The following is a 21704-nucleotide window of genomic DNA, read 5'->3' on the forward strand; positions in this document are numbered from 1 at the left end:
CACCGGCGATCTGCCGCTCGGCGAGCGCGTCCAGGTCCGGCTGACCCCCGCCGACCCGCCCCAGCGCAAGGTCCTCTTCGCCCGCGCCTGATGGTCGCGCCGGGGCAGCGGGCATTGTCACAGCGGCTCACGCTGCTGCCCGGCGGGGCGGTTTGCGAGGATGACGGCATGGCTTACGACGCGACCACGCTGCCCGACGTCTCCGGGCTGACCGTCGGCATCATCGGTGGCACCGGCGACCAGGGGCGGGGACTCGCCTACCGGTTCGCCCGGGCCGGGCAGACCGTGCTGATCGGTTCCCGTTCCGCCGAGCGCGCGGCGCAGTCCGCCGCCGAGATCGCCGCCCTGCCCGGCCTGCCGGCCGGCGTGGAGGTGTCCGGCGGCGACAACGACGAGGTCGCCCGTGGCAGCGACGTGGTGATCATCGCGGTCCCGTGGGACGGGCACGCCGCCACCGTCGCCGCGCTGGCCGAGCCGCTCGCCGGGAAGATCGTGGTGGACTGCGTCAACCCGCTCGGGTTCGACAAGCAGGGCCCGTACGCCCTCCGGGTCGACGAGGGCAGCGCCGTCCAGCAGGCCGCTGCGCTGCTGCCCGACTCCCGCGTCTGCGCGGCGTTCAACCATGTCAGCGCGCCGCTGCTGGCCGACCCGGAGATCGACCGGATCGACCTCGACGTGCTGATCTGCACCGAGGATCGGGAGCTGGTCGACGTGGTGGCCGCACTCGCCGCCCGGATCCCCGGCATGCGGGGCATCTACGCCGGGCGGCTGCGCAACGCCCACCAGATCGAGGCGTTCACCGCCAACCTGATCGCCATCAACAAGCGCTACAAGGCGCATGCCGGCATCCGCGTCACCGACCTCTGAGCCCGGACGCACCTGCCGGGGCGGGTGACGGCGACGTGCGGTCACACCTGGGGGACGATCGCCGCATGGAGTGGCAACTGGTGATCGATTGTCGGGAGCCGGAGCGGCTCGTCGCGTTCTGGGCAGAGGCGTTGCGATACCGGCCGCAGCCGCCGCCGGAGGGGTACGCGACGTGGCGTGACTGGTACCTCTCGGTGGGCGTCCCGTCCGACGAACTCGGCGAGGGTGACTGTGTGGACCGGTTGGAGGATCCCGCCGGGGCCGGGCCCCGGATCTGGTTCCAGCCGGTCCCGGAGCCGAAGTCGGTCAAGAACCGGCTGCACATCGACCTGAAGGTCGGTGGCGGGCGGGCGGTGCCGCTGCCGGAGCGGCGGGCGAGGATCGACGCCGAGGTGGCCCGGCTGGTGGAGCTCGGGGCGCGGGTGCTGGGGGCGATGGACGACCCGGAGAACAACTACTACGCGGTCCAACTCGGCGACCCCGAGGACAACGAATTCTGCGTGGGCTGACCGGAGCGGCCGGCGTGGTGGCGGGGCGGGGGGGGGGGGGGGGGGGTGCGGCGGTTCGGCCGCACCGCCCGGCGTACTCAGAAGGTGTGCTCGGCGGCCGGGAACTCGCCGCCCCGGACCTCCTCGGCGAAGCGGCGGGTCGCGTCGGTCAGCGCGCCGGCCAGGTCGGCGTAGCGCTTGACGAAGCGCGGCGCCTTGCCGGTACGCAGGCCGGCCATGTCCTGCCAGACCAGCACCTGCGCGTCGGTGTCCGGCCCGGCGCCGATGCCGACGGTGGGGATCCGCAGCTCGGCGGTGATCCGCTTGGCCACCTCGCCGGGCACCATCTCCAGCACCACCGCGAACGCGCCCGCCTCGGCCACCGCCCGGGCGTCGGCGACCACCTCGGCGGCCGTGTCGCCGCGCCCCTGCACCCGGTAGCCACCCAGGGTGTGCTCGCTCTGCGGGGTGAAGCCGATGTGCGCCATCACCGGGATGCCGGCGCCGACGATCGCCGAGATCTGGTCGGCGCAGCGCCGGCCGCCCTCCAGCTTCACGGCGTGGCAGCCGCCCTCCTTCATGAACCGCACCGCCGTGCGCAGCGCCTGCGTCGGCCCCTCCTCGTACGAGCCGAAGGGCAGGTCGCCGACGATCAGCGACCGCCGGGTGGCCCGTACCACCGCGCGGACCAGCGGCAGCAGCTCCTCGACGGTCACCGGCAGGGTGGTCTCGTAGCCGAAGACGTTGTTCGCCGCCGAGTCGCCGACCAGCAGCACGGGGATCCCCGCCTGGTCGAAGATCGAGGCGGTGTACTGGTCGTACGAGGTGAGCATCGCCCAGCGCTCGCCGCGCTCCTTGGCGGCGATCAGGTCGCGGGTACGGACCCGTCGGGTGGCCGGCCCGCCGTAGAGGGCGGTCACCTCGGTCGGGGTGGATTCCACCATGACTCTCTCCTTCCTCGAGGCCGCCTCCGCGGTCCCCGGGTTCCGCCGCGATCGTCGCACCGGACGACCGGCTCACGGCAGGGCGGAGTGGAGGATTTCACTCCCCGACCGGTAGGCCGGGGAGCCGGTCAGCCGTGCTCGCGCCAGCGGTTGGTGATGGGCAGCCGGCGGTCCCGCCCGAACGCCTTCATCGAGATCTTCGTGCCGGGGGCGGACTGCCGCCGCTTGTACTCGGCGGTATCCACCATCCGCAACACCTTGTCCACGATCGCCGGGTCGTGCCCCGACTCGATCAGGCCCTCCCGGCCGAGGTCGCCGTCGACGTAGCCGATCAGGATCGGGTCGAGCACGTCGTAGTCCGGCAGGGTGTCGCTGTCGAGCTGACCCGGGCTCAGCTCGGCCGACGGCGGCTTGCCGATCGAGTTCTCGGGGATCGGGGCGGTGTCGCCCCGGCGGGCCGCGTCGGCGTTGCGCCACTTGGCCAGCCGCCAGATCAGCGTCTTCCAGACGTCCTTGACCGGGTTGTAGCCGCCCACCGAGTCGCCGTAGAGGGTGGAGTAGCCGACCGCCAGCTCGCTCTTGTTGCCGGTGGTGAGGACCAGGTGGCCCTCCTGGTTCGACAGCGCCATCAGCACCACGCCCCGGACCCGGGCCTGGAGGTTCTCCACGGCCACCCCGGAGAGCGACATGTTGGCCAGGTAGGCGTCCACCATGGGCTGGATGGGCTGGATCCGGTAGTCCAGGCCGGTCCGCTTGGCCAGCTCCTCGGCGTCGGCCCGGGAGTGCTCGGAGGAGTGCTGGCTGGGCAGCGACACCCCGACCACCCGGTCCGGGCCGAGCGCGTCCACGGCCAGGGCCGCCACCATCGCGGAGTCGATGCCGCCGGAGAGGCCGAGCACCACCGACGGGAAGCGGTTCTTGTTGACGTAGTCGCGCAGGCCCAGCACCAGCGCCTGCCACACCTCGGCCTCGTCGGCGACCGGCTCGATGACCCCGCCGACCGCGGCCTCGCCGGTGGCGGGAGGCGGGATGTCGCTGACTGCGACCCGGACGATCCGCATGTCGTCGGCCAGCTCGTCGCCCTGGTCGACCGGCTCCCTGGCCGGCGGCAGCTCGACGTCGTGCACCAGCAGGTGCTCGACGAACTGCGGCGCGCGGGTGAGCAGCGTGCCGTCCGCGCTGACGATCATCGAGTCGCCGTCGTAGACCAGCTCGTCCTGGCCGCCGACCATGTTGACGTACGCGATGGCGGCGCCCGCCTCGGCGGCCCGACGGCGGACCAGCGGCAGCCGGATGTCGTCCTTGTTCAGCTCGTACGGCGAGCCGTTGATGTTGAGCACCAGCCCCACGCCGGCCTGCCGGGCCACCGCGAACGGGCCGCCGGCCTGCCAGAGGTCCTCGCAGATGGTCAGCGCCACGTCCACCCCGCCGATCCGCACCACGGTCAGCGTGTTGCCGGGCACGAAGTAGCGGTCCTCGTCGAACACGCCGTAGTTGGGCAGGTGGTGCTTGAAGTAGGTGGCCACGACCGCCCCCCGGTGCAGCAGCGCGGCGGAGTTGCGGGCGCCCCGGCCCGGCTCGGCGTCGGCGCTGACCTGCGGCGGGCCGTCCGCATCCAGGTAACCGACCAGGACCGGCAGCTCGCCGAGCCCGTCGGCGGCCAGGTCGGCGGCGAGCCCCTGGAGGGCGGCCTTCGAGGCGGCCACGAAGGAGCGGCGGAAGACCAGGTCCTCGACCGGGTAACCGGTCAGCATCAGCTCCGGGAAGAGCGCTAGCTGGGCGCCGGCGTCGGCGGCCTTGCGGGTCCAGCGGCGGACCAGGTCGGCGTTGCCGGCGATGTCACCGACGGTCGGGTTGACCTGGCACAGGGCGAGACGCAGGGTGGGCATGTCCTCATCTTGCCCCAGCGGCGGGGGCCCTTCAGGGCAGGACGCGGGAGACGCCGGCCACCCCGCCGGGCCCGGGCAGACGCCCCCGGCCGAGGCGGCGGGACACGGCGGGACGCGCGCCGGGCAAGCGCGTAACGTCTGCGTAACGAGGCCGGTGGAGACTGGGCGGTCAGGCCGGACCGGCCCGACCGGTTGCCGGAGATCAGTGTCGCGAGGGGTGGAAGTGGACCGTCAGCAGGAGTTCGTCCTCCGTACGCTGGAAGAGCGGGACATCCGGTTCGTCCGGCTGTGGTTCACCGACGTGCTCGGGACGCTGAAGAGCGTGTCGGTGGCCCCCGCGGAGCTGGAGGCGGCCTTCGAGGAGGGCATCGGCTTCGACGGTTCGGCGATCGAGGGCTTCGCCCGGGTCTTCGAGTCCGACATGGTGGCCATGCCCGACCCGACCACCTTCCAGGTCTTCCCCTTCGAGGGCGGGGTCAGCGGCGAGAGCGCCCGGATGTTCTGCGACATCCTGCTTCCCGACGGCGGCCCGTCCTGGGCCGACCCGCGGCACGTGCTGCGCCGGATGCTCTCCAAGGCGGCCGAGAAGGGCTTCACCTTCTACACCCACCCCGAGATCGAGTTCTTCCTGCTGGAGAACGGCCCGCAGGACGGCTCGGTGCCCATCCCGGTGGACACCGGCGGCTACTTCGAGCACACCACCCACGCGGTGGCGCGGGACTTCCGCCGCCAGGGGGTGCTGGCGCTGGAGCGGATCGGCATCTCGGTGGAGTTCAGCCACCACGAGGTGGCCCCCGGCCAGCAGGAGATCGACCTGCGGTACGCCGACGCGCTCACCACCGCCGACAACATCATGACCTTCCGGCACGTGGTCAAGGAGGTGGCGCTCTCCACCGGGGTGCAGGCCAGCTTCATGCCGAAGCCCTTCACCGACCAGCCCGGCAGCGGCATGCACACCCACCTGTCGCTCTTCGAGGGGGAGCGCAACGCGTTCCACGACGCCGGCGACCCGATGAAGCTGTCCAAGGTGGCGAAGTCGTTCATCGCCGGCCTGCTCATGCACGCCCGGGAGTACACGGCGGTCACCAACCAGTGGGTCAACTCGTACAAGCGGCTCTTCCCGCTGGCGCTGCCGGACCGGATCACCGAGAGCCCGGCGTACGTCTGCTGGGGTCACCTGAACCGTTCCGCGCTGGTCCGCGTGCCCGCGTACGGCAAGCCGAACTCGGCCCGGGTGGAGGTCCGCTCGCTGGACTCGGCGGCGAACCCGTACCTGGCCTTCGCGGTGCTGCTCGGCGCCGGGCTCAAGGGCATCGAGGAGGGGTACGAGCTGCCCCCGGGCGCGGAGGACGACGTCTGGTCGCTGACCAGCGCCGAGCGCCGTGCGATGGGCTACGAGGCGCTGCCGGAGAACCTGGCCGAGGCGATCGACGTGATGGCCGGCTCGGAGCTGATCGCCGAGGTGCTCGGCGAGCACGTCTTCGACTTCTTCCTGCGCAACAAGCGGGCCGAGTGGGAGCAGTACCGCCGCGAGGTCACCCCGTACGAGCGGCAGCGCTACCTGTCGCTGTAGCCGGACCGGGTGGCGGGGCGGGAAGCGGATCAGGCGGGGCGTTCGGCGAGGGTGTAGCGCACCCGCTGGGCCAACCGGATCGTCCCGTCGTCGCCGCGGAGCCCACGGACGAAGTCGGTGGTCGCCGCTCGCACCGTCGCGCGCTCGCTCTCCGGAACGGCGTCCCAGAAGGCACGCTGGCCGTGCGACATGGAGAAGGCGTGCCAGTGGTCCGGGTCGGTGAAGACGGCCTCGATGTCGATGCCGGCGGTGCGTACCCCGGCATAGCCGGCGGCGGTCGCCAGCTCCTCGACGCCGGCGTCGCTGGCGAACGGGCCGGCGGCGCCGCTGGTGCGGGCGTCGAGTAGCTGCGGCGGCAGGTACGGCCGGAAGATCTCGTCCAGTTCCTCCCAGCGCGGGTCCCGGTCGCCGAACGTGGCGAGGCCCAGCCGGCCGCCGGGCACCAGCAGTTCCCGCCAGGCCCGCAGCGCCGCCGCCGGGTCGGGTAGGAAGAACACCACCAGCGACGAGGCCACCAGGTCGTAGCCGCCGGCCGGCAGGTCGGGCGCGAGGGCGTCCATCAGCCGTACGTCCACCTGGGCCAGTCCGCGCCGCGCCACCTCGGCGCGGGTCGCCTCCACCATTCGGGGTGCCAGGTCGATACCGGTGACCGACCCGGTCGGGCCGACCGCCTCGGCGAGCGGAAGCAGGCCCGCGCCCCGTCCGCAGCCCACGTCCAGGGCGCGTTCCCCGGGCCGGGGGGCGAGCTCACGGATCAGTCGCTGGGCGATCGGGGTGAACCAGGGCACCCCGACGTTGTCGTACGTGTCGGCGACCCGGTCGAAGACCGCGACCACCCGTGCACTGCGCGCTCTCTCCGCTGTGTCCATGCCGGTGATTCTCGTCCCGTCCGCTCCCGCCGGCCCAGCCCCGTACGGCTCGGCGACGGGGACTGTCGGCTGTGGTGCCCTCCCGCTATCGTCTCGATCACCGCGCCCGGCACCCCCGTCGGTCGTGGCGGATGACGGGAGGCAGCCGGTGCTGGAGGATCTGCTCAGCGGGGCCTGGCAGAGCGTGGTGTTCGGGGTCGTCGGGGTGGCGCTGATGGCGGCCGGTTTCGTGCTGGTCGACCTGCTCACCCCAGGGAAGCTGCGGGAGCTGATCTGGGTGCGGCGCAACGGCAACGCCGCGCTGCTGCTCGCCGCCAACCAGCTCGGCATCGCCGGGATCGTCTTCACCGCGATCCTGACCAGTTACAGCTCCTTCGGCAAGGGGCTGGCCTCCACAGTGATCTTCGGGCTGGTCGGACTGCTGGTGATGGCGCTGGCCTTCTTCGTGCTCGACCTGCTCACCCCGGGCCGGCTCGGGGAGATCATCTGCTCGGACGAGCCACACCCGGCGGCCCGGGTCAGCGCCGCCACCCACTTCGGGGCCGCGCTGATCGTCTGCGCCTGCATCGCCTGAGCCTGTCGTACCCCGGGATTAGCTTCCGGGGGTGAACCGGACCGACCGTCTCTACGCCCTGGTCGAGGAGCTGCGGGCGGTGTCGCCGCGTCCGCGGAGCGCCCGCTGGCTGGCCCGGCGCTTCGAGGTCAGCACCCGGACCGTCGAGCGGGACATCTCCGCGTTGCAGGCCTCCGGCGTGCCGATCTGGGCCGAGCCCGGCCGCACCGGCGGCTACGTGGTCGACCGCGCGCACACCCTGCCGCCGGTCAACCTCACGGCCGGGGAGGCGGTGGCGATGGCCGTGGCCCTGCACCGGCTCGGCGGCACGCCGTTCGCGTCGGCCGCCGGCACCGCGCTGCGCAAGCTGGTCGCGGTGATGCCGGCCGCCGACGTGGCCGAGGCCCACCGGCTGGCCGGCCGGGTGCACCTGATCGGCGACGGGCCGGCCACGCCCGTCCCGGCCGTCGTCGCCGACGCGGTCACCGCGCGCCGGGTGCTCCGCCTGCGGTACGCGGACCGGTCCGGCGTCGTCTCGTCCCGCGATGTGGAGCCGCTCGGCTACCTCGGCAACCCGCGGCACTGGTACCTGCTGGCCTGGTGCCGGCTCCGCGACGAGCTGCGCTGCTTCCGCACCGACCGGATCGTGTCGGTGACGGCGCTGTCGGAGCGGGTGGACCGCGAGCTGCGCCTTGGCGACCTGGACATCCCCCACGGGCGGGTCCGTGCGCTGAGCCTGGTCTGAAGCCCGAGAGCGCCGGCCCGCATTCCGGAAGGTCCACCGGAAACACCGACAGGACGGTGTCGCGGGCGGGGTCGAGGCTGCTTCCTGACCACGCTGGCCGACCGGCCGGCGCGACGACAGGAGGCAGCATGTCCAGCACGCCCATCACCTGGTTCGAGATCGGCTCCGACCGGCCGGAGGAGGCCGAGAAGTTCTACGCCGAGCTCTTCGGTTGGAACTTCGAGGAGCAGGGCGGGCCGGGTGCGTCGTACCGGCAGACGACGGCCGGCGGGGAGCGGGGGATCGGGGGCGCGATCCGGGCCACCGGAGGGCAGTCGCCGAACTACGCGATCTTCTACGCCGAAGTCGCCGACGTGGCGGAGACCTGCCGGCGGGCCGAGGCGGCCGGCGGCAAGGTGCTGGTCCCGGTGAAAACGACGCCGAGTGGCCTCACCTTCGCCCACCTGCTCGACCCCTCCGGCAACCTCCTCGGCGTCTTCACCCCGCCCGCCACGGCGTGACCCGGCCGTCGGGGCGCCCACACGGCGCGGGCGCCCCTGCGGGCCGGTGAGGAGACGGCGGGGCCACCGGGTCACCTGCCGGGCATACCCTCCGGGCCGTGGTGGCCCCGGCCGCCCGGGCCCGGGAAGACGCCGGCCTCGGCGGCCTTGGTGATCGCGTCCGCCTGCTCCTGGGTGAGCTTGCCGTCCTTCACCGCCTGGTCCAGCCGCTCCTTCAGCATCGCCTGCCGGTCCTCGGTGGACGGGCGCTCCGGCCGGTCGGCCTTGCGCTGCTCGCGCAGCTTCTCCAGCGCGGCGGTGACCTTGTCGGTCGGGACGCCCAGCTCCTTGGCGAGCGCCGCGGCGAAGTCGGACTCCCGGTCGGCCCGCTGCTGCTGCCGATCGGTGCCCTGATCGGTGCTGCTGCTGGCGTTCGGGCTCGGGGTGGCGGTGTTGTCCTCGGCGAACGCCACCGTGGGGGCGGCGATCCCCACGCCGAGCAGTCCGGCGGCGGCCAGGCCGGCAAGCAGATGCTTCTTCGACATCTTGCGGGACATCGGTCCTCCAGTTGGTCGGTGGTGGTGCGATGACCTCACAGACAGTGACCGGCGGAGCTGGGGGCAACCCGTGGCGAACCTGTGCGCGAGCTGGCAATCGCCGGGCGACCGACCGGAACCGGTCAGCGGACCGCCGGGGAGACCGTCAGGGTGCCCGCGTCGGCGTCCAGGACGGCCCGGGTGCCGACCGGAACGGTGAGCTGGCCCACGCCGTGGCCGATCGGGAGGCCACCAAGGACCGGTACCCCGAGGTCACCCAGCCGCTCGCCGAGCACGTCCGCGACGGTCGTCTCCCAGCCGTCGGCGCAGTCGGTGAACTGGCCCACCGCCACCCCGGCCACCCCGTCCAGGGCGCCGCAGCGGCGCAGCTGGGTGAGCATCCGGTCGACCTTGTACGGGGGCTCCTGCACCTCCTCGACCAGCAGCACCGCCCCGGTCAGGTCCGGCATGTCCGGGGTGCCGATCGACGCGGTGATCAGGCACAGGTTGCCGCCGAGCAGCGGGCCGACCGCCCGGCCGGGCACCCGCACGCCGAAGGTCTCCTCCGCCGCCACGGCGGCCACGGTCACCGGCTCGGTGGTCATCAGCGCGGCGTGCAGCGACTCCGCCGAGTGGAGCGGGGTCCGCTCGTCCAGCCAGGCCGCGCCCGGGCCGTGCACGCCGGCCAGCCGGGCACCCCGCCAGAGCGCGAACTGCAGGGCCGTGATGTCCGAGAAGCCGGCCACCACCTTCGGGTCCCGACGGACCGCCGCCATGTCGATCAGGTCCACCACCCGCTGCGCGCCGTAGCCGCCCCGGGTGCAGAGCACCCCGCGTACCTCCGGGTCCGCGAACGCGGTGTTCAGGTCGGCCGCGCGCCGCTCGTCGCCGCCGGCCAGATAGCCCTGCCGGGCGTACGCGTTCGGCGCCAGCACCGGGCGCAGCCCCCAGCCGGTGAGCAGCTCGACGCCCCGGGCCACCCGCTCCGGCCGGGTCGGCCCGGACGGGGACACCAGCATCACCGTGTCGCCGGGGCGCAGGACCGGTGGGCGCAGGCAGTCGTCGGTGAGCACAGCGGGAGCCTAGTGCGCGCCGGGCTGAGCCGTTCCGGGCGTTCGCCGCCGCACCAGCTAGCCTCGACACGTGGCGACCGCGCTGGTGATCGAGAACGACCCGACCGACGACCTCCGCCGACTGGGGGAGTGGCTGACCGAGGGGGGCCTCCAACTGCGGGTGCTCCGCCCGCACGCGGGCGAGGAGCTACCCGCCAACCTTGAGGGGTACGCCGCCCTGGTGGTGCTCGGCGGCGAGCAGCAGGCCTACCCGCGGCCCGACGGCACCCCCGGCGCGCCCTGGTTCCCGGCCCTGGAGGGGCTGCTGCGTAAGGCCGTGCGGTACCGCGTCCCGACCCTCGGCGTCTGCCTCGGCGGCCAACTGCTGGCCACCGCGCACGCCGGCCTGGTCGAGCGGAGCCCCTCCGGCCCGGAGGTCGGCCCCGGCGTGGTCGGCAAGCGGGACGCCGCCGACGCCGACCCGCTCTTCCGGTACGTGCCGCTGATCCCGGACGTGCTCCAGTGGCACTCCGACGAGATCACCGAGCTGCCCCGGGGCGCCACCCTGCTCGCCGCCTCCACCCGCTACCCGCACCAGGCGTTTCGCCTCGGCGACCGGGCGTGGGGGCTCCAGTTCCACATCGAGTGCGACACCGCGATGATCGCCGACTGGGCCCGCGACTCGGAGCTGCTGGCCGAACTGGGGTACGACGAGGAGCTGGTGGTGGCCGCCTGTGACCGGGTGATGGCCGACGTCGAGGAGGTCTGGCAGCCGTTCGCCATCCGGTTCGCCGCCCTCGCCCTCGGCGAGCTGGAGGACGACACCACCCGCCGCAGCCTGCCGCTGCTCGGGCACTGAGATGACCCGACCGGCCCGGAGCCGCCTCGCCCGGTACGGCTTCGCCGAGGGCGACGGCCGGGCGCGCGCCGCCGACCTGCTCGGCCCCGACGGGCTGGGGCTGTGGCGGCCGGACACCCAGGAGCCGGCCGGCGAGCGGGCCGTCGAGCTGCTGGCCGCCCTCTCCCGGGCCGCCGACCCGGACCTGGCGCTGCGCCAGCTGCACCGCCTCGTCGAGGCGGAACGCCGCGCCGCGGGGGCCGGGCGGGCGGTCGCGGCCAACGGCGGCGCCGCGCCGACCGGGGGGACGACCGGGTCCGCGCTGCTCGACGCGCTGCACGACGACCCGGGGCTGCGCCGCCGGCTGGTCGCCGTGCTCGGGGCCTCCTCGGCGCTCGGCGACCACCTGGTGGCCAACCCCGACCAGTGGTCGGTGCTGGCCACCGCCCAGGACGGGCTCGCCCCGACCGCCGACGGCCGGCTGGACCTGGCCGCCGCCGCCCGCCTCACCGCGTCCACCCAGCGGGTGGCGGTGCTGCGGCAGGCGTACCGGTTGGCGTTGCTGCGGATCGCGGCGGCCGACCTGACCGGCGGGCGGGGCCTGGAGCAGACGATGGCGGCGCTCTCCGCGCTGGCCGACGCCACCCTCGCGGCCGCGTACGAGATCGCCGTCGAGGAGCTGCCCGAGGGGACGCCACGCCCCCGGCTGGCCGTGGTGGCGATGGGCAAGTGCGGTGGGGACGAGCTGAACTACGTCTCCGACGTGGACGTCATCTTCGTCGCCGCGGAGGACGACGACCTGACCGCTGCGACCCTGGTCGCCACCCGGCTGATCCACGTCTGCGGGCTGGTCGCCTGGCCGGTGGACGCCGCGCTGCGACCGGAGGGCAGCCGGGGGCCGTTGGTGCGTACCCTCGCCAGCCACCTGGCCTACTACCGGCGCTGGGCCCGCACCTGGGAGTTCCAGGCGCTGCTCAAGGCTCGGCCGGCGGCCGGCGACCTGGACCTCGCGCGCGAGTGGATCGACCAGCTGGCGCCGCTGGTCTGGTCGGCCGCCGAGCGCCCGGAAGCGGTCGAGGACGTCCGGTCGATGCGCCGCAGGATCATCGACAGCATCCCGCCGAAGGAACTGGAGCGGGAGATCAAGCGCGGCTCGGGCGGGCTGCGTGACATCGAGTTCGCCGTCCAGCTGCTCCAGCTGGTGCACGGCCGGGGCGACGGGTCGCTGCGGGCGCCGGGGACCATCCCGGCGCTGCGCGCCCTGGTCGCCGGCGGCTACGTCGGCCGGGCCGACGGCGAGGCGCTGCTGCGCGGCTACCGCTTCCTGCGCGGCGTGGAGCACCGGCTCCAGCTCCAGGGCCTGCGCCGCACCCACACCGTGCCGACCGAGCCGGCCGCGCTGCGCTGGCTGGCCGCCGCGCTGGGCTACGCGGCCACCCCGGGCCGCAGCGCCGTCGAGGAGTTCCGGGCCGAGTGGGTCACCCACGCCACCGAGGTACGCCGGCTGCACGCCAAGCTGCTCTACCGGCCGCTGCTGGAGTCGGTGGCCCGGGTGCCCGCCGACGGGCTGCGGCTCACCCCGGAGGCGGCCCGGCACCGGTTGGAGATCCTCGGCTTCGCGGACCCGGTCGGGGCGCTGCGTCACCTCCAGGCCCTCACCGGCGGGGTGAGCCGGACCGCCGCGATCCAACGCACCCTGCTGCCGGTGCTGCTCAGCGAGTTCGCCGACGCGCCGGAGCCGGACCGGGGGCTGCTCAACTACCGGCAGGTCTCCGACAAGCTCGGCAGCACCCCCTGGTACCTGCGGCTGCTGCGCGACGAGGGTCCGGTGGCCCGCCGGCTGGCCCGGGTGCTGTCGTCCTCCCGGTACGCCGCCGACCTGCTGGCCCGGGAGCCGGAGGCGCTGCGGCTGCTGGCCGAGGACAGCGAGCTGACCCCGCGCCCGCGCGGGGTGCTCTGCGAGGGCTTCGCGGCGGCGGCGGCCCGGCACGCCGACCCGGAGCAGGCCACCCGCGCGGTCCGCGCGCTGCGCCGCCGTGAACTGGTCCGGCTGGCCTGCGCCGACGTGCTCAGCCGGGCCGGGGCGCTCGCCCCGCTCACCCCGCGTCCCACCGACCCCGGCGTACGGGCCGAGCGCGTGCCCACGCTCGCCGACGTCGGCGCGGTCGGCGCCGCCCTGTCCGACGTCACGGACGCCACCCTGGCCGCCGCGCTGCGGACCGCCCGGGCCACCCAGCCGGCGCTGCCCGGGCTGCGCTTCGCGGTGATCGGGATGGGCCGGCTGGGCGGGTACGAGTCCAACTACCTCTCCGACGCCGACGTGCTCTTCGTCTACGACCCGCCGGCCGGGGCGAGCGAGAGCGGGGCCAGCGCCACCGCGCACGCCATCGCCGAGGAGCTGCGCCGGCTGCTCGGCGTGCCCGCCCCCGACCCGCCCCTCGGGGTGGACGCCGACCTGCGCCCGGAGGGGCGACAGGGCCCGCTGGTCCGCAGCCTCGCCGCGTACGCGCAGTACTACGCGCGCTGGTCGAAGGTGTGGGAGGCGCAGGCGCTGCTGCGCGCCCGGTTCGTCTGCGGCGACGCCGACCTGGGCGCCGAGTTCGAGGCGATGGTCGACCCGGTCCGCTACCCGGCCGACGGGCTGACCCGCGAGCAGGTGGTGGAGATCCGCCGGATCAAGGCCCGGGTGGAGAACGAGCGGCTGCCCCGGGGCGCCGACCCGGCCACCCACACCAAGCTGGGCCGCGGCGGTCTGGCCGACGTCGAGTGGGCGGTGCAGCTGCTCCAGCTCCGCAACGCGGGCCGGGTGCCGGTGCTGCGCGGCACGCGTACCCTCGACGCGCTCGCCGCGGCCCGGGACGCCGGCCTGGTCGACCCGGACGACGCGGCGGCGATGTCCGCCGGCTGGACGCTCGCGGCGCAGGTCCGTGACGCGCTCATGCTGGTCCGTGGTCGAGTCGGCGACCAGTTGCCCCGGCACGGGGTGGAGCTGGCCGGCGTGGCGCGGCTGCTCGGCCGGGACGACCCCGGCGAGTTCCTCGACGAGTACCTGCGCACCGGCCGCCGCTCCCGGGCGGCGATGGAACGCGTGCTCGACGCCCCCGCCTGACCGCCCCGCCACTGGCCCGCCACGGCCTGACCGGCTTCGGCCTGGCCCGCTGTTCTCCGGCGCGGTTTCGCCCAGCTCGCAAGCCCATTCATCCGATCCGTCCGCCCGCTCCGTTCGCCCGGGCGGTCGTGCACGTGGCGGGGCACCGCTGGCCGCGGTTCGCCTGGGCGGGTGGCTGATGGTCGGACGCTATGGAGCTGATGACGCAAACGATTCACCGTCCGGTGTCGCCCGTCTCGCCCGGGTCGCGGATTGCCTTCGGTTCGCCCCCCCGGGGGCGTCGCTTCGCCCGCAGGCCAGGTCCGCTCGGTGATTCATTCATGACATCAGCTTCATAGGGCGTGAAGGAGATGTACGGCCTGGCCATGCGGCGGCTCAGCCGCCCAGGGTGTACGTGCCCGCGCGCGGCACTGTCACCGCCGTCCACTCGCCGTCGGCGGCGGTCGTCGCGCCGCCGGAGACGGCCAGCCAGCGGTCGTGCCGTACCCGGACCGGCACGGTGCCCGCCGCCGAGGTGCGGAAGGTGACCGACGCGCCGTCCTGGCGGAGCAGCTCACCGGGGGCGCCCACCAGCGGGGTCGGGTCGGTGACGGCGTAGAGCCGCCAGTGCCGGTCCGACCAGACCTCGGTGAGGTACGGCAGGCCGGCGACGACCAGTTCGGCCTCGGCCCGGCCCACCCAGGAGAGCTCGGTGTCCGGCACCGCGACGTACTGCACCGCGTTCTCGGCCAACCAGGCGCGGTAGCTCTGCGCGGTCAGCGGCACGCCGGTGCCGCCGGCGCCCGGCACGGTGGTGAAGAACAGCGGGTTGCGGGCGATGTCGGCCTGCCGCAGCCAGCCCCGCGCCAGCGGCACCTCGCCGAGGTGCGCGGCCTCCCAGTAGTTCCGGGTCGGAGGCACCTCGACCCGGCCGGTCAGCCCGCGCCGGCTCAGCTCCGTCCGGAGCGGGTCGAAGAACCTCTGGTCGCTGGTCGGGTCGCCCGCGCTGCGCAGGTCGGCCGCGACGACGGGTGGCTGCCACCAGCACCCCAGACCCAGCAGCGCCGCCAGGGCAAGCGCGCCGACCAGGCGACCGTGCCGTCCGGTGGCCTTCGGTCGGCCGCCCACGGTCCCCGACGCGTCCCTGCCGCCGGCCCACCCCGGCAGGCGGGCGGCGGCGGCCAGCAACGGCAGCGCGAACATCACCACCAGGCGGGTGGCGTTCAGCCCGACCGGGGTGTGCACCAGCGCCGCGGCCAGCACCCCGGCCGCCGACAGCAGCGCCCCCACCCGGACCGGCCGGTACGCCACCAGGGCGGCCACCAGCAGGCTGGTCACCAGCGCGCGCAGGGTTTCGGAGCGGCTGATGTTCATCCAGCCGCCCTCGCCGAAGAGCAGCCCGGTCACCCCCAGCGGCAGCGCGGCGGCGGCGCCGAGCAGCAGGCCGTCGGCGTACCGGCGGGTGAGCAGCAGCGCGACGCCGGCAAGGCCGACGAAGAGCCCGGCCACCGGGCTGGTCGCCGACGCCAGCAGGGCGCCGGCCGCGACCAGCGCGGGGCGCGGCCAGCGGCGCCCCGGCGGGGCGTGCGCCGGCAGGGTCAGGGCGAGCAGCGCGGCCAGCCCGAAGGCCACCCCGAGGGCGTACGTCACCCGGCCGGAGACCAGGTTGCCGGCGATGGTGAGCACCCCGACCAGGCTGCCGAGCAGGGGCCGGGGCACCCCGGCGCGCACCAGCAGGGCGGCGAACGCGGTCGATGCGGCGAGCAGCGCGAGCGCGCCGGTGAGGCGTACCCCGAGCAGCGCCATCAGCGGCGGCGAGACCAGGCTGTAGCCCCACGGGTGGACGCCGCCGTACCAGCGCAGGTCCACCGGGGCCGCCCCGTGGGCGGCGAAGAAGTCGGCGCGGGCCACCTGGGCGGACAGGTCCGAGCCCGTCGCCGGCAGGGCCAGGTACAGCACGCCGAGGGCGAGCGCGGACGCGGCGGACACCGCCACCACCCGACTGCCCCGCATGCCCACCTCCTGACCGCGACCACCGTACTGGCAGCATGTCCCGCGTGCCTCACCACCTCTCGCGCTGGACCGGCCTGGCGGGCTCGGTGCTGCTCGCCGTGGCCGCCTTCCTGGGCGGCGCGCTGCCCCACGGAGAACTGCGACCCACCCCGGTCAGCATCTGGCAGGGCCGGAACGGGCCGCTGATCATCGCGCTCTGGCTGGTCGGCACCGGGCTGATGGCCTGGGCCTGGTGGTCGCTGCGCAACCGGGTGCCGTCGACCCGCTGGGTGCTGGTCACGATCGCGCTCTGGCTGCTGCCGATGCTGGTCAGCCCGCCGCTGGGAAGCCGGGACGTGTACGCGTACGCCTGCCAGGGGGCCAGCTACGCCGGCGGGATCAACCCGTACGAACAGGGTGTGTCCGCCCTGCCCTGCCCGTGGCTGGACACCATCTCGTACATCTGGCGGGACACGGCGGCACCGTACGGGCCGCTCTTCGTGGTGCTCGCCGGGGCGGTCGTCACGGCGACCGGGTCGCTGGTCGGCAGCATCGTGCTCTTCCGGCTGGCCGCGGTGGCCGGGGTGGCGCTGACCGCGTGGTGCCTGCCGGTGCTGGCCCGCCGCTGCGGGGTGCCGCCGCAGCGGGCGCTCTGGCTGGCGCTGGCCTGCCCGCTGGTGCCGGTGCACCTGATCTCCGGCGCGCACAACGACGCGCTGATGGTGGGCCTGCTCATCGCCGGGCTGGCCGTGGTGGCCTCCCGGCCGGGTCGTCCGCTGCCGCTGCTGGCCGGCGGGCTGCTGCTGGGGCTGGCCGCCGGGCTCAAGGTCACCGCGCTGGTCGTGGTGCCCTTCGCCGCGCTGGCCGCGATCGCCGGGCCGTACCGGTTCCGCGCGCTGCTCCGCGACGGTGCGTGGGTGGTCGGGGCGGCGGTGGCCGCGGTGGTCGGGGTGACCCTCGCAGCCGGGCTGGACTTCGGCTGGATCACCGGCCTGCAGCAGGGCAACCTGGTCATCGCCTGGACCTCGCCGTCGACCGCGGTCGGGCAGACCATCGGCTACCTCGCGGCGCCCTTCGGCGCGCACGTCGACGCGCTGCCGGTGACCCGGGCGATCGGGGTGCTGGTGCTCGTCGTGTTGCTGGTGTGGCTCTGGTGGCGGGCCCGCCACCGGGACCCGCTCTGGCACGCCGGCCTGGCGCTGGCCGCCACGGTGGCGCTCTCCCCGCTCTTCCACCCCTGGTACTGGATGTGGCCGCTGGCGGTGCTCGCCGCGACTGCCAGGCGCACCGGCTGGTTCACGGTCGTCGCGCTGGTGTCGTCGTTCCTGGTCCTGGCGGACGGCACCGGCCTGCCCCGGTTCACCAAGATGCCCGGGGCGCCCCTGATGACGCTGTTGGTGATCGTGGTGGTCGTCCGGTTGGTACGGTCGGCTCGGGCGGCCCGCCAGCCGGCCCCCGCCGACTGAGGAGAGGTGCCGGTGACCGATCCCGGCGGAGCGCTCGACGTGTCCGAGCGGCCCGGACGGGCCCGGACCGCGCGGTACGCCGGACTGGCCGGGGCGACCCTGCTGGCCGTTGCCGGCTGGCTGGGCGGGGCGCTGCCCGACGCGCCCGCCACCACCCCGGTCGGCATCTGGCGCGGCCCGCACGGGCCGCTGGTCCTCGGCTGCTGGCTGGTCGGCACGGTCCTGCTGGTCGGCGCCTGGTGGGCGCTGCGGCGGGGGGTGCCGTCGACCCGGTGGGCCTACCTGACCGCCGGGCTCTGGCTGCTGCCGCTGCTGGCCGCCCCGCCGGTGGGCAGCCGCGACGTCTACTCGTACGTCTGCCAGGGCTGGTCGTGGGCGCACGGCGCCGATCCGTACCGGGTCGGGGTGGCGACGGCCGGCTGCCCGTGGACGGAGGCGGTGTCGCCGATCTGGCGGGACACCCCGGCGCCGTACGGGCCGTTCTTCGTCCTGCTGGCCGGGCTGGCGGTGGCGCTCGGCGGCGGGCTGGTGGGGGCGATCGTGCTGCTGCGGGTCCTCGCGCTGGCGGGGGTGCTGCTGGCCGCGCTCTGCCTGCCCGGGCTGGCCCGGGCCGTCGGCGTGCCGACCGGGCGGGCGGCCTGGCTGGCGCTGGCCTGCCCGCTGGTCGGGGTGCACCTGGTCGCCGGCGCGCACAACGACGCACTGCTGCTCGGCCTGCTGCTGCTCGGCCTGCTGGTGCTGGTCCGCCGGCCCGGCAAGCCGCGGGCGCTGGTGGTGGCCGGGGTGCTGCTGGGGCTGGCGGTGGCGGTGAAGGCGGTCGCGGTGGTGGTGTTCCCGTTCGCGGCGCTCGCCGCGGTGCTGGGCCGCTACACGCCGCGCGCGCTGCTGCGGGACGCGGCCTGGCTGGCGGGGGGAGTGGCGGTCGCGCTGCTGGGCACGTCCCTGGTCACCGGGCTCGGCTTCGGCTGGGTGGGTGGCCTGGCCCGCAGCGGCGACTCGGAGCAGTGGACCTCGCCGCCGACCGCCGTGGGCTTCGTCGTCGACTACGCCGGGGCGCTGGTCGGCCGGGAGCCGCACGCCGTGCCGGTGGCCCGGCTGGTCGCGCTGCTGGTGCTGGCGGTGCTGATCGTCGTGCTCTGGTGGTGGGCCTGGTCGGCGCTGCGCCGGCTGAGCGACGTGCGGCAGCGGGCGGCCCGGCTGGCGGCCGCCCGACCCCGGGTGGCCCTGACCGGGGCGGGCCTGGCGCTGGCCGCCACCGCCCTGCTCGCCCCGGTCTTCCACCCCTGGTACGCCACCTGGCCGCTGGCCGTGCTGGCGGCGGCCACGGTTCCGGTGGCGCGGACGGCCTGGTTCGTGCTGCCCTGCGCGGTGGTCTCCTTCCTCGCCCTGCCGGACGGCACCAACCTGGCCCGGTTCACCAAGGCGCCGGGCGCGATCGCCATGACCGCCCTGGTGCTGGCGCTCGGGGTGTGGGCGGTCCGGGTGGCGCTGGCCCGGCACGCCCGAAAGACCTGATCGGGGCGTGCTGCGATACAGGCCGGGCCGGCCCCGCGAACGCGGAGCCGGCCCGGCCGGTGCTGGTGGAGCAGGTCAGCAGTCGAAGTACATGGCGAACTAACCGCCCGTTGCGGCTGACCTGGGGGAGTGGTGTCGATCAAGCCGCTGAGCAGATCGTACGCCATACATCAACTGCCATCGCTATCCGGTGTTTCCTGGTGGCCTTTGTACCCGTCGTGTGCCTAACGATCATGGAATCGTGTTGGGTGCGGGTGGCTCGGAAGTGGGCGGGTGCGGCATCCCGTCGCGCAGGCTCCGCCCTGCCGGGCCGCGCCGACCTGGTCCAGGTGGAGCGCCCACTGGACGAACGACCTGGACCAGGTCGGCGCGGTCTGGTGGCCTCCGGTGTGCGACGGGTATCCGGTCCTGGCCGGGGCATCCCAGAGTCGCCGAGGGTCCGGGGCGAGTAGCCCCGGCCGCCGGAGGCCATCCCCGGGTCGTAGGGCCGGAGGCCCTGCCCGCCGGAGGCATCGCACCTGCGGGCACGAACCGGCGCGGCCACGACCGGCGGGAGCGGCACGCCGCCGGCACCGCCCGGTCGAGCCGGCCCCGTTTGGCGTGGTCCTTGCCCGGCCCGCCGGAGCGGCAGGGCGGCTTGCCGCCGTAGTCCTCGACATGCTGACCGGAAGCCCGGTGATCGCTGAACCTCGGCGGTGCCGGGCTTCGTCATGCCCGCGGTGGTCGCGCGCAGCCGGGGTCGCCGCGCCGGGAGCGAAGCGGCAAGGCGCGGCGTGCCCCGAGCGGCGCGCAGCGGGCCGCTTGCGGCCCGCCTTGAAGACGTATGGAAAGTTCTCACCGGGCCGAACCGGCGGCAATGTCCGGTCTCGGGACCTGCGTGACAGATCGGTATCAGGACCTCGGTGACACTCCAGCTAGCCTGATCTCCATGGATGTCGACGTGGTGTTCCGCAAGTACAACGGCAGCCTGCACCGACGCATCACAATGCAACGCCTCGGCGAGGACCAGTACGGCATCTGGCTTGGTGCCCGCGCCGGCACGACCGTGCACTCGGGTACTGCAGGACACGACTACATCACCAAGCACGCGACCGTCCGGCTCATCCCGCCCGGCCTCTGGTGGATCGCCATTTTCTTTGCCGAACCCAGCCCGTGGGACGTCTACTGCGACGTCACGACCCCACCGCGCTGGTCACATGCCGGCGAGATCGCCATGGTCGACCTCGATCTCGACGTCCTGCGGACTCGCGCAGACCGACGAACCGAACTCCTCGACGAGGAGGAGTTCGCCGCGAACACCACGGCCTACGGCTACCCCCACCAGATGGTCGCCGAGGCAACAGACACAGCACGCCACCTGACCCTCAGCCTGACTGACGGCACCGAACCATTTGGAAGCCACTACCAGAGCTGGCTGAACTTGATCGTCTAGCCCGACGCGTCACCCACGTCCGGAGACTGAGCTGTCACGGACGTCCTGAGACTCGACACCGAACCGGCGGCAATGTCGTACTCCGGTTGATGCGTTACACCTTGACTCCGCTTGATGGGTTACGCGGTCCCCGATCCGCTGGCTACCGACTGTGAACCTCTGGCCGAAGACGCGGATGCGGCAACATCCGCTTCTGCCGAATTGAGGTGCGACACGAGGTCGCACGTGTTGAGTGAGTACGTCGATTGGAGGTCGGGTGTAGATGCCCGAGACGTAGCTCCCGGTCAGTGTCCGAGACCGGTCCCCGCCCTGACGTGCGTGGCTAGTAATGGCTGGGTGCGAAGCTCAGGGGAAAGCCCAAGGACTCCCGCACCGACTGGGAGTCACAGGTGAGGGGAAGGCCGAAAGGGTGAATATGGTGAACCCTCGTTGATGCCTCGTCACGGCAATTCCCCGGGTCGGACATGTGGTGCCGGGGAGATAAAGAGGCTAGCCGCTGAGAGTCGGCAGACGACGACCGAGGACTCATCTACGGTCGTGTGGATACCGTCGCCTCCGGGGTCAAGAGGGCACCCGACCCGGCCGTGTCTCACGCGTGTGGAACGTGGAAACCCCGGCACGGTCCACGACGTCCTCGGATGTCGTGGTAAGCCGACCGTGAGGAGAGCCCAACTCCGTGGCGGGAACAGGACGCCCAAGAAGCGAACGCCGGCAGGCTGAAAGGCAACGGGAAAGCGGGAACGTTTAGACCGGTCCTCCTACCGGTCGTTGTCGTATAACCGGCCGGATACCGGACCTTGTGCCCGGCTGCGAAAGCAGGCTGACGTGTGGCGGGTGAGCCTTTGACGACGACGCACCGCAACCACCCGAACCGAAGGACAAGTTAGACGCGATGACGGCTTTAGCTTTCGATGTTGCGATGGCGGCCCTCGGAGTGAACGGACCTGAGGACGTATCTCCACAGTGGAACACCGTCGCCTGGCGGCGCCACGAGGAGAACGTACGGCGGCTACGGGGCAGGATCTTCAAGGCGACGAAGGAAGGCGACTGGCCCAGGGTCAGGAACCTGCAGAAGCACACCTGAAATCGCCCAAGCGGCTTGCTTGAGCCGTGTGCCGCGACGAGTGGCACGCACGGTTCTGAGGGGGGCGGGACGCAGCAATGCGTCCCGCCTACCCGACTGCGTTACCTGCCGGCCGTCAACGCGTAGGCTCGCCTGAGCGCCTCGGTGGCGACGCCGCCGCCGCAGTGCATGGTGACGTCGGGGTGTCGGCGTCGTTGTGCTCGATCTCGTATCGGCATTCGGAGCACGGATCCGGCGCGATGTGCTCGCGCCAATCGTGCCCGCACTGCGGGCAGTCTCCATACCAGCGCTGCC

General features: G+C 73.9%; 19 protein-coding genes. 13 read left to right on the forward strand and 6 right to left on the reverse strand.

The genetic code is table 11. The annotated features are described in order from the left end of the window. Positions 1–10 precede the first annotated feature (10 nt). The 3 genes from SLP03_RS26355 (at position 11) to SLP03_RS26365 (ending at position 1376) form a co-directional block, all read left to right on the forward strand. Positions 11–91: a hypothetical protein gene (locus tag SLP03_RS26355; protein WP_319463353.1), complete on the forward strand. Its 81-nt coding sequence runs from the start codon at positions 11–13 to the stop codon at positions 89–91. 77 nt (positions 92–168) lie between these two features. Continuing rightward, complete coding sequence (gene npdG, locus SLP03_RS26360) at positions 169–867, forward strand: NADPH-dependent F420 reductase (RefSeq protein ID WP_319463325.1); 699 nt, start codon at positions 169–171, stop codon at positions 865–867. Positions 868–932: 65 nt separating this feature from the next. After that, complete coding sequence (locus SLP03_RS26365) at positions 933–1376, forward strand: VOC family protein (protein ID WP_319463326.1); 444 nt, start codon at positions 933–935, stop codon at positions 1374–1376. 77 nt (positions 1377–1453) lie between these two features. Here the strand turns inward: SLP03_RS26365 and panB are convergent, their stop codons facing one another. After that, entirely contained in the window at positions 1454–2299 is an 846-nt protein-coding gene (gene panB / locus SLP03_RS26370) for a 3-methyl-2-oxobutanoate hydroxymethyltransferase (protein ID WP_319463327.1), read from the reverse strand. A gap of 128 nt (positions 2300–2427) precedes the next feature. Beyond that, positions 2428–4188, reverse strand: a complete 1761-nt coding sequence (locus tag SLP03_RS26375; protein ID WP_319463328.1) for an NAD+ synthase — start codon at positions 4186–4188, stop codon at positions 2428–2430. A 223-nt stretch (positions 4189–4411) separates the two neighbouring features. On the opposite strand from SLP03_RS26375, the gene glnA reads away from it, so the two are divergent. Beyond that, positions 4412–5761 carry a type I glutamate--ammonia ligase gene (gene glnA / locus SLP03_RS26380; RefSeq protein WP_319463329.1) on the forward strand — a complete coding sequence of 450 codons (1350 nt, stop codon included), beginning with the start codon at positions 4412–4414 and terminating at the stop codon, positions 5759–5761. Positions 5762–5790: 29 nt separating this feature from the next. On the opposite strand, the gene SLP03_RS26385 is transcribed toward glnA, so the two are convergent. Beyond that, positions 5791–6630 carry a class I SAM-dependent methyltransferase gene (locus tag SLP03_RS26385; RefSeq protein ID WP_319463330.1) on the reverse strand — a complete coding sequence of 280 codons (840 nt, stop codon included), beginning with the start codon at positions 6628–6630 and terminating at the stop codon, positions 5791–5793. A gap of 148 nt (positions 6631–6778) precedes the next feature. Here SLP03_RS26385 and SLP03_RS26390 point away from each other — a divergent pair, with 148 nt between their 5' ends. From SLP03_RS26390 to SLP03_RS26400, 3 genes are all read left to right on the forward strand, one after another. Then, positions 6779–7204 (forward strand): DUF350 domain-containing protein, encoded by a 426-nt coding sequence (locus SLP03_RS26390; protein ID WP_319463331.1) that lies wholly within the window; start codon positions 6779–6781, stop codon positions 7202–7204. 31 nt (positions 7205–7235) lie between these two features. Further along, the gene (locus SLP03_RS26395) at positions 7236–7928 is read left to right on the forward strand and encodes a YafY family protein (protein ID WP_319463332.1); all 693 of its coding nucleotides are present in this window, start codon (positions 7236–7238) and stop codon (positions 7926–7928) included. Between the two features lie 128 nt (positions 7929–8056). After that, complete coding sequence (locus SLP03_RS26400) at positions 8057–8428, forward strand: VOC family protein (RefSeq protein WP_319463333.1); 372 nt, start codon at positions 8057–8059, stop codon at positions 8426–8428. Between the two features lie 71 nt (positions 8429–8499). On the opposite strand, the gene SLP03_RS26405 is transcribed toward SLP03_RS26400, so the two are convergent. Beyond that, positions 8500–8964, reverse strand: a complete 465-nt coding sequence (locus SLP03_RS26405; protein ID WP_319463334.1) for a hypothetical protein — start codon at positions 8962–8964, stop codon at positions 8500–8502. 122 nt (positions 8965–9086) lie between these two features. Next, positions 9087–10016 (reverse strand): LD-carboxypeptidase, encoded by a 930-nt coding sequence (locus tag SLP03_RS26410; protein ID WP_319463335.1) that lies wholly within the window; start codon positions 10014–10016, stop codon positions 9087–9089. Between the two features lie 70 nt (positions 10017–10086). On the opposite strand from SLP03_RS26410, the gene SLP03_RS26415 reads away from it, so the two are divergent. Continuing rightward, positions 10087–10854: a type 1 glutamine amidotransferase gene (locus SLP03_RS26415; RefSeq protein ID WP_319463336.1), complete on the forward strand. Its 768-nt coding sequence runs from the start codon at positions 10087–10089 to the stop codon at positions 10852–10854. A 1-nt stretch (position 10855) separates the two neighbouring features. After that, entirely contained in the window at positions 10856–13942 is a 3087-nt protein-coding gene (locus SLP03_RS26420) for a bifunctional [glutamine synthetase] adenylyltransferase/[glutamine synthetase]-adenylyl-L-tyrosine phosphorylase (RefSeq protein WP_319463337.1), read from the forward strand. A gap of 375 nt (positions 13943–14317) precedes the next feature. Here the strand turns inward: SLP03_RS26420 and SLP03_RS26425 are convergent, their stop codons facing one another. After that, positions 14318–15934 (reverse strand): hypothetical protein, encoded by a 1617-nt coding sequence (locus SLP03_RS26425; protein WP_319463338.1) that lies wholly within the window; start codon positions 15932–15934, stop codon positions 14318–14320. Positions 15935–15978: 44 nt separating this feature from the next. On the opposite strand from SLP03_RS26425, the gene mptB (SLP03_RS26430) reads away from it, so the two are divergent. From mptB (SLP03_RS26430) to SLP03_RS26445, 4 genes are all read left to right on the forward strand, one after another. After that, positions 15979–17379 carry a polyprenol phosphomannose-dependent alpha 1,6 mannosyltransferase MptB gene (gene mptB / locus SLP03_RS26430; RefSeq protein WP_319463354.1) on the forward strand — a complete coding sequence of 467 codons (1401 nt, stop codon included), beginning with the start codon at positions 15979–15981 and terminating at the stop codon, positions 17377–17379. A gap of 12 nt (positions 17380–17391) precedes the next feature. Further along, on the forward strand, positions 17392–18894 hold the full coding sequence (mptB, locus tag SLP03_RS26435; RefSeq protein ID WP_319463339.1) for a polyprenol phosphomannose-dependent alpha 1,6 mannosyltransferase MptB: 1503 nt from the start codon (positions 17392–17394) through the stop codon (positions 18892–18894). 928 nt (positions 18895–19822) lie between these two features. Continuing rightward, on the forward strand, positions 19823–20326 hold the full coding sequence (locus tag SLP03_RS26440; protein WP_319463340.1) for a DUF402 domain-containing protein: 504 nt from the start codon (positions 19823–19825) through the stop codon (positions 20324–20326). Between the two features lie 919 nt (positions 20327–21245). Then, a complete protein-coding gene (locus SLP03_RS26445; protein WP_319463341.1) occupies positions 21246–21410 on the forward strand; it encodes a reverse transcriptase N-terminal domain-containing protein in 165 nt (54 codons plus the stop codon). The last annotated feature ends 294 nt before the right edge of the window (positions 21411–21704 follow it).

Origin of the sequence: Micromonospora sp. RTP1Z1, assembly GCF_033804685.1 — a bacterium.
Taxonomy (GTDB): Bacteria; Actinomycetota; Actinomycetes; order Mycobacteriales; family Micromonosporaceae; genus Micromonospora.

Bases quoted from the DNA above. Each gene is read 5' to 3' on its own strand.
- SLP03_RS26425 (WP_319463338.1), bottom strand. From the start codon at position 15,934: ATGCGGGGCAGTCGGGTGGTGGCGGTGTCCGCCGCGTCCGCGCTCGCC.
- npdG (WP_319463325.1), top strand. From the start codon at position 169: ATGGCTTACGACGCGACCACGCTGCCCGACGTCTCCGGGCTGACCGTC.
- SLP03_RS26385 (WP_319463330.1), bottom strand. From the start codon at position 6,630: ATGGACACAGCGGAGAGAGCGCGCAGTGCACGGGTGGTCGCGGTCTTC.
- SLP03_RS26420 (WP_319463337.1), top strand. From the start codon at position 10,856: ATGACCCGACCGGCCCGGAGCCGCCTCGCCCGGTACGGCTTCGCCGAG.
- SLP03_RS26405 (WP_319463334.1), bottom strand. From the start codon at position 8,964: ATGTCCCGCAAGATGTCGAAGAAGCATCTGCTTGCCGGCCTGGCCGCC.
- SLP03_RS26365 (WP_319463326.1), top strand. From the start codon at position 933: ATGGAGTGGCAACTGGTGATCGATTGTCGGGAGCCGGAGCGGCTCGTC.
- SLP03_RS26440 (WP_319463340.1), top strand. From the start codon at position 19,823: ATGGATGTCGACGTGGTGTTCCGCAAGTACAACGGCAGCCTGCACCGA.
- SLP03_RS26445 (WP_319463341.1), top strand. From the start codon at position 21,246: ATGGCGGCCCTCGGAGTGAACGGACCTGAGGACGTATCTCCACAGTGG.
- panB (WP_319463327.1), bottom strand. From the start codon at position 2,299: ATGGTGGAATCCACCCCGACCGAGGTGACCGCCCTCTACGGCGGGCCG.
- SLP03_RS26375 (WP_319463328.1), bottom strand. From the start codon at position 4,188: ATGCCCACCCTGCGTCTCGCCCTGTGCCAGGTCAACCCGACCGTCGGT.
- SLP03_RS26400 (WP_319463333.1), top strand. From the start codon at position 8,057: ATGTCCAGCACGCCCATCACCTGGTTCGAGATCGGCTCCGACCGGCCG.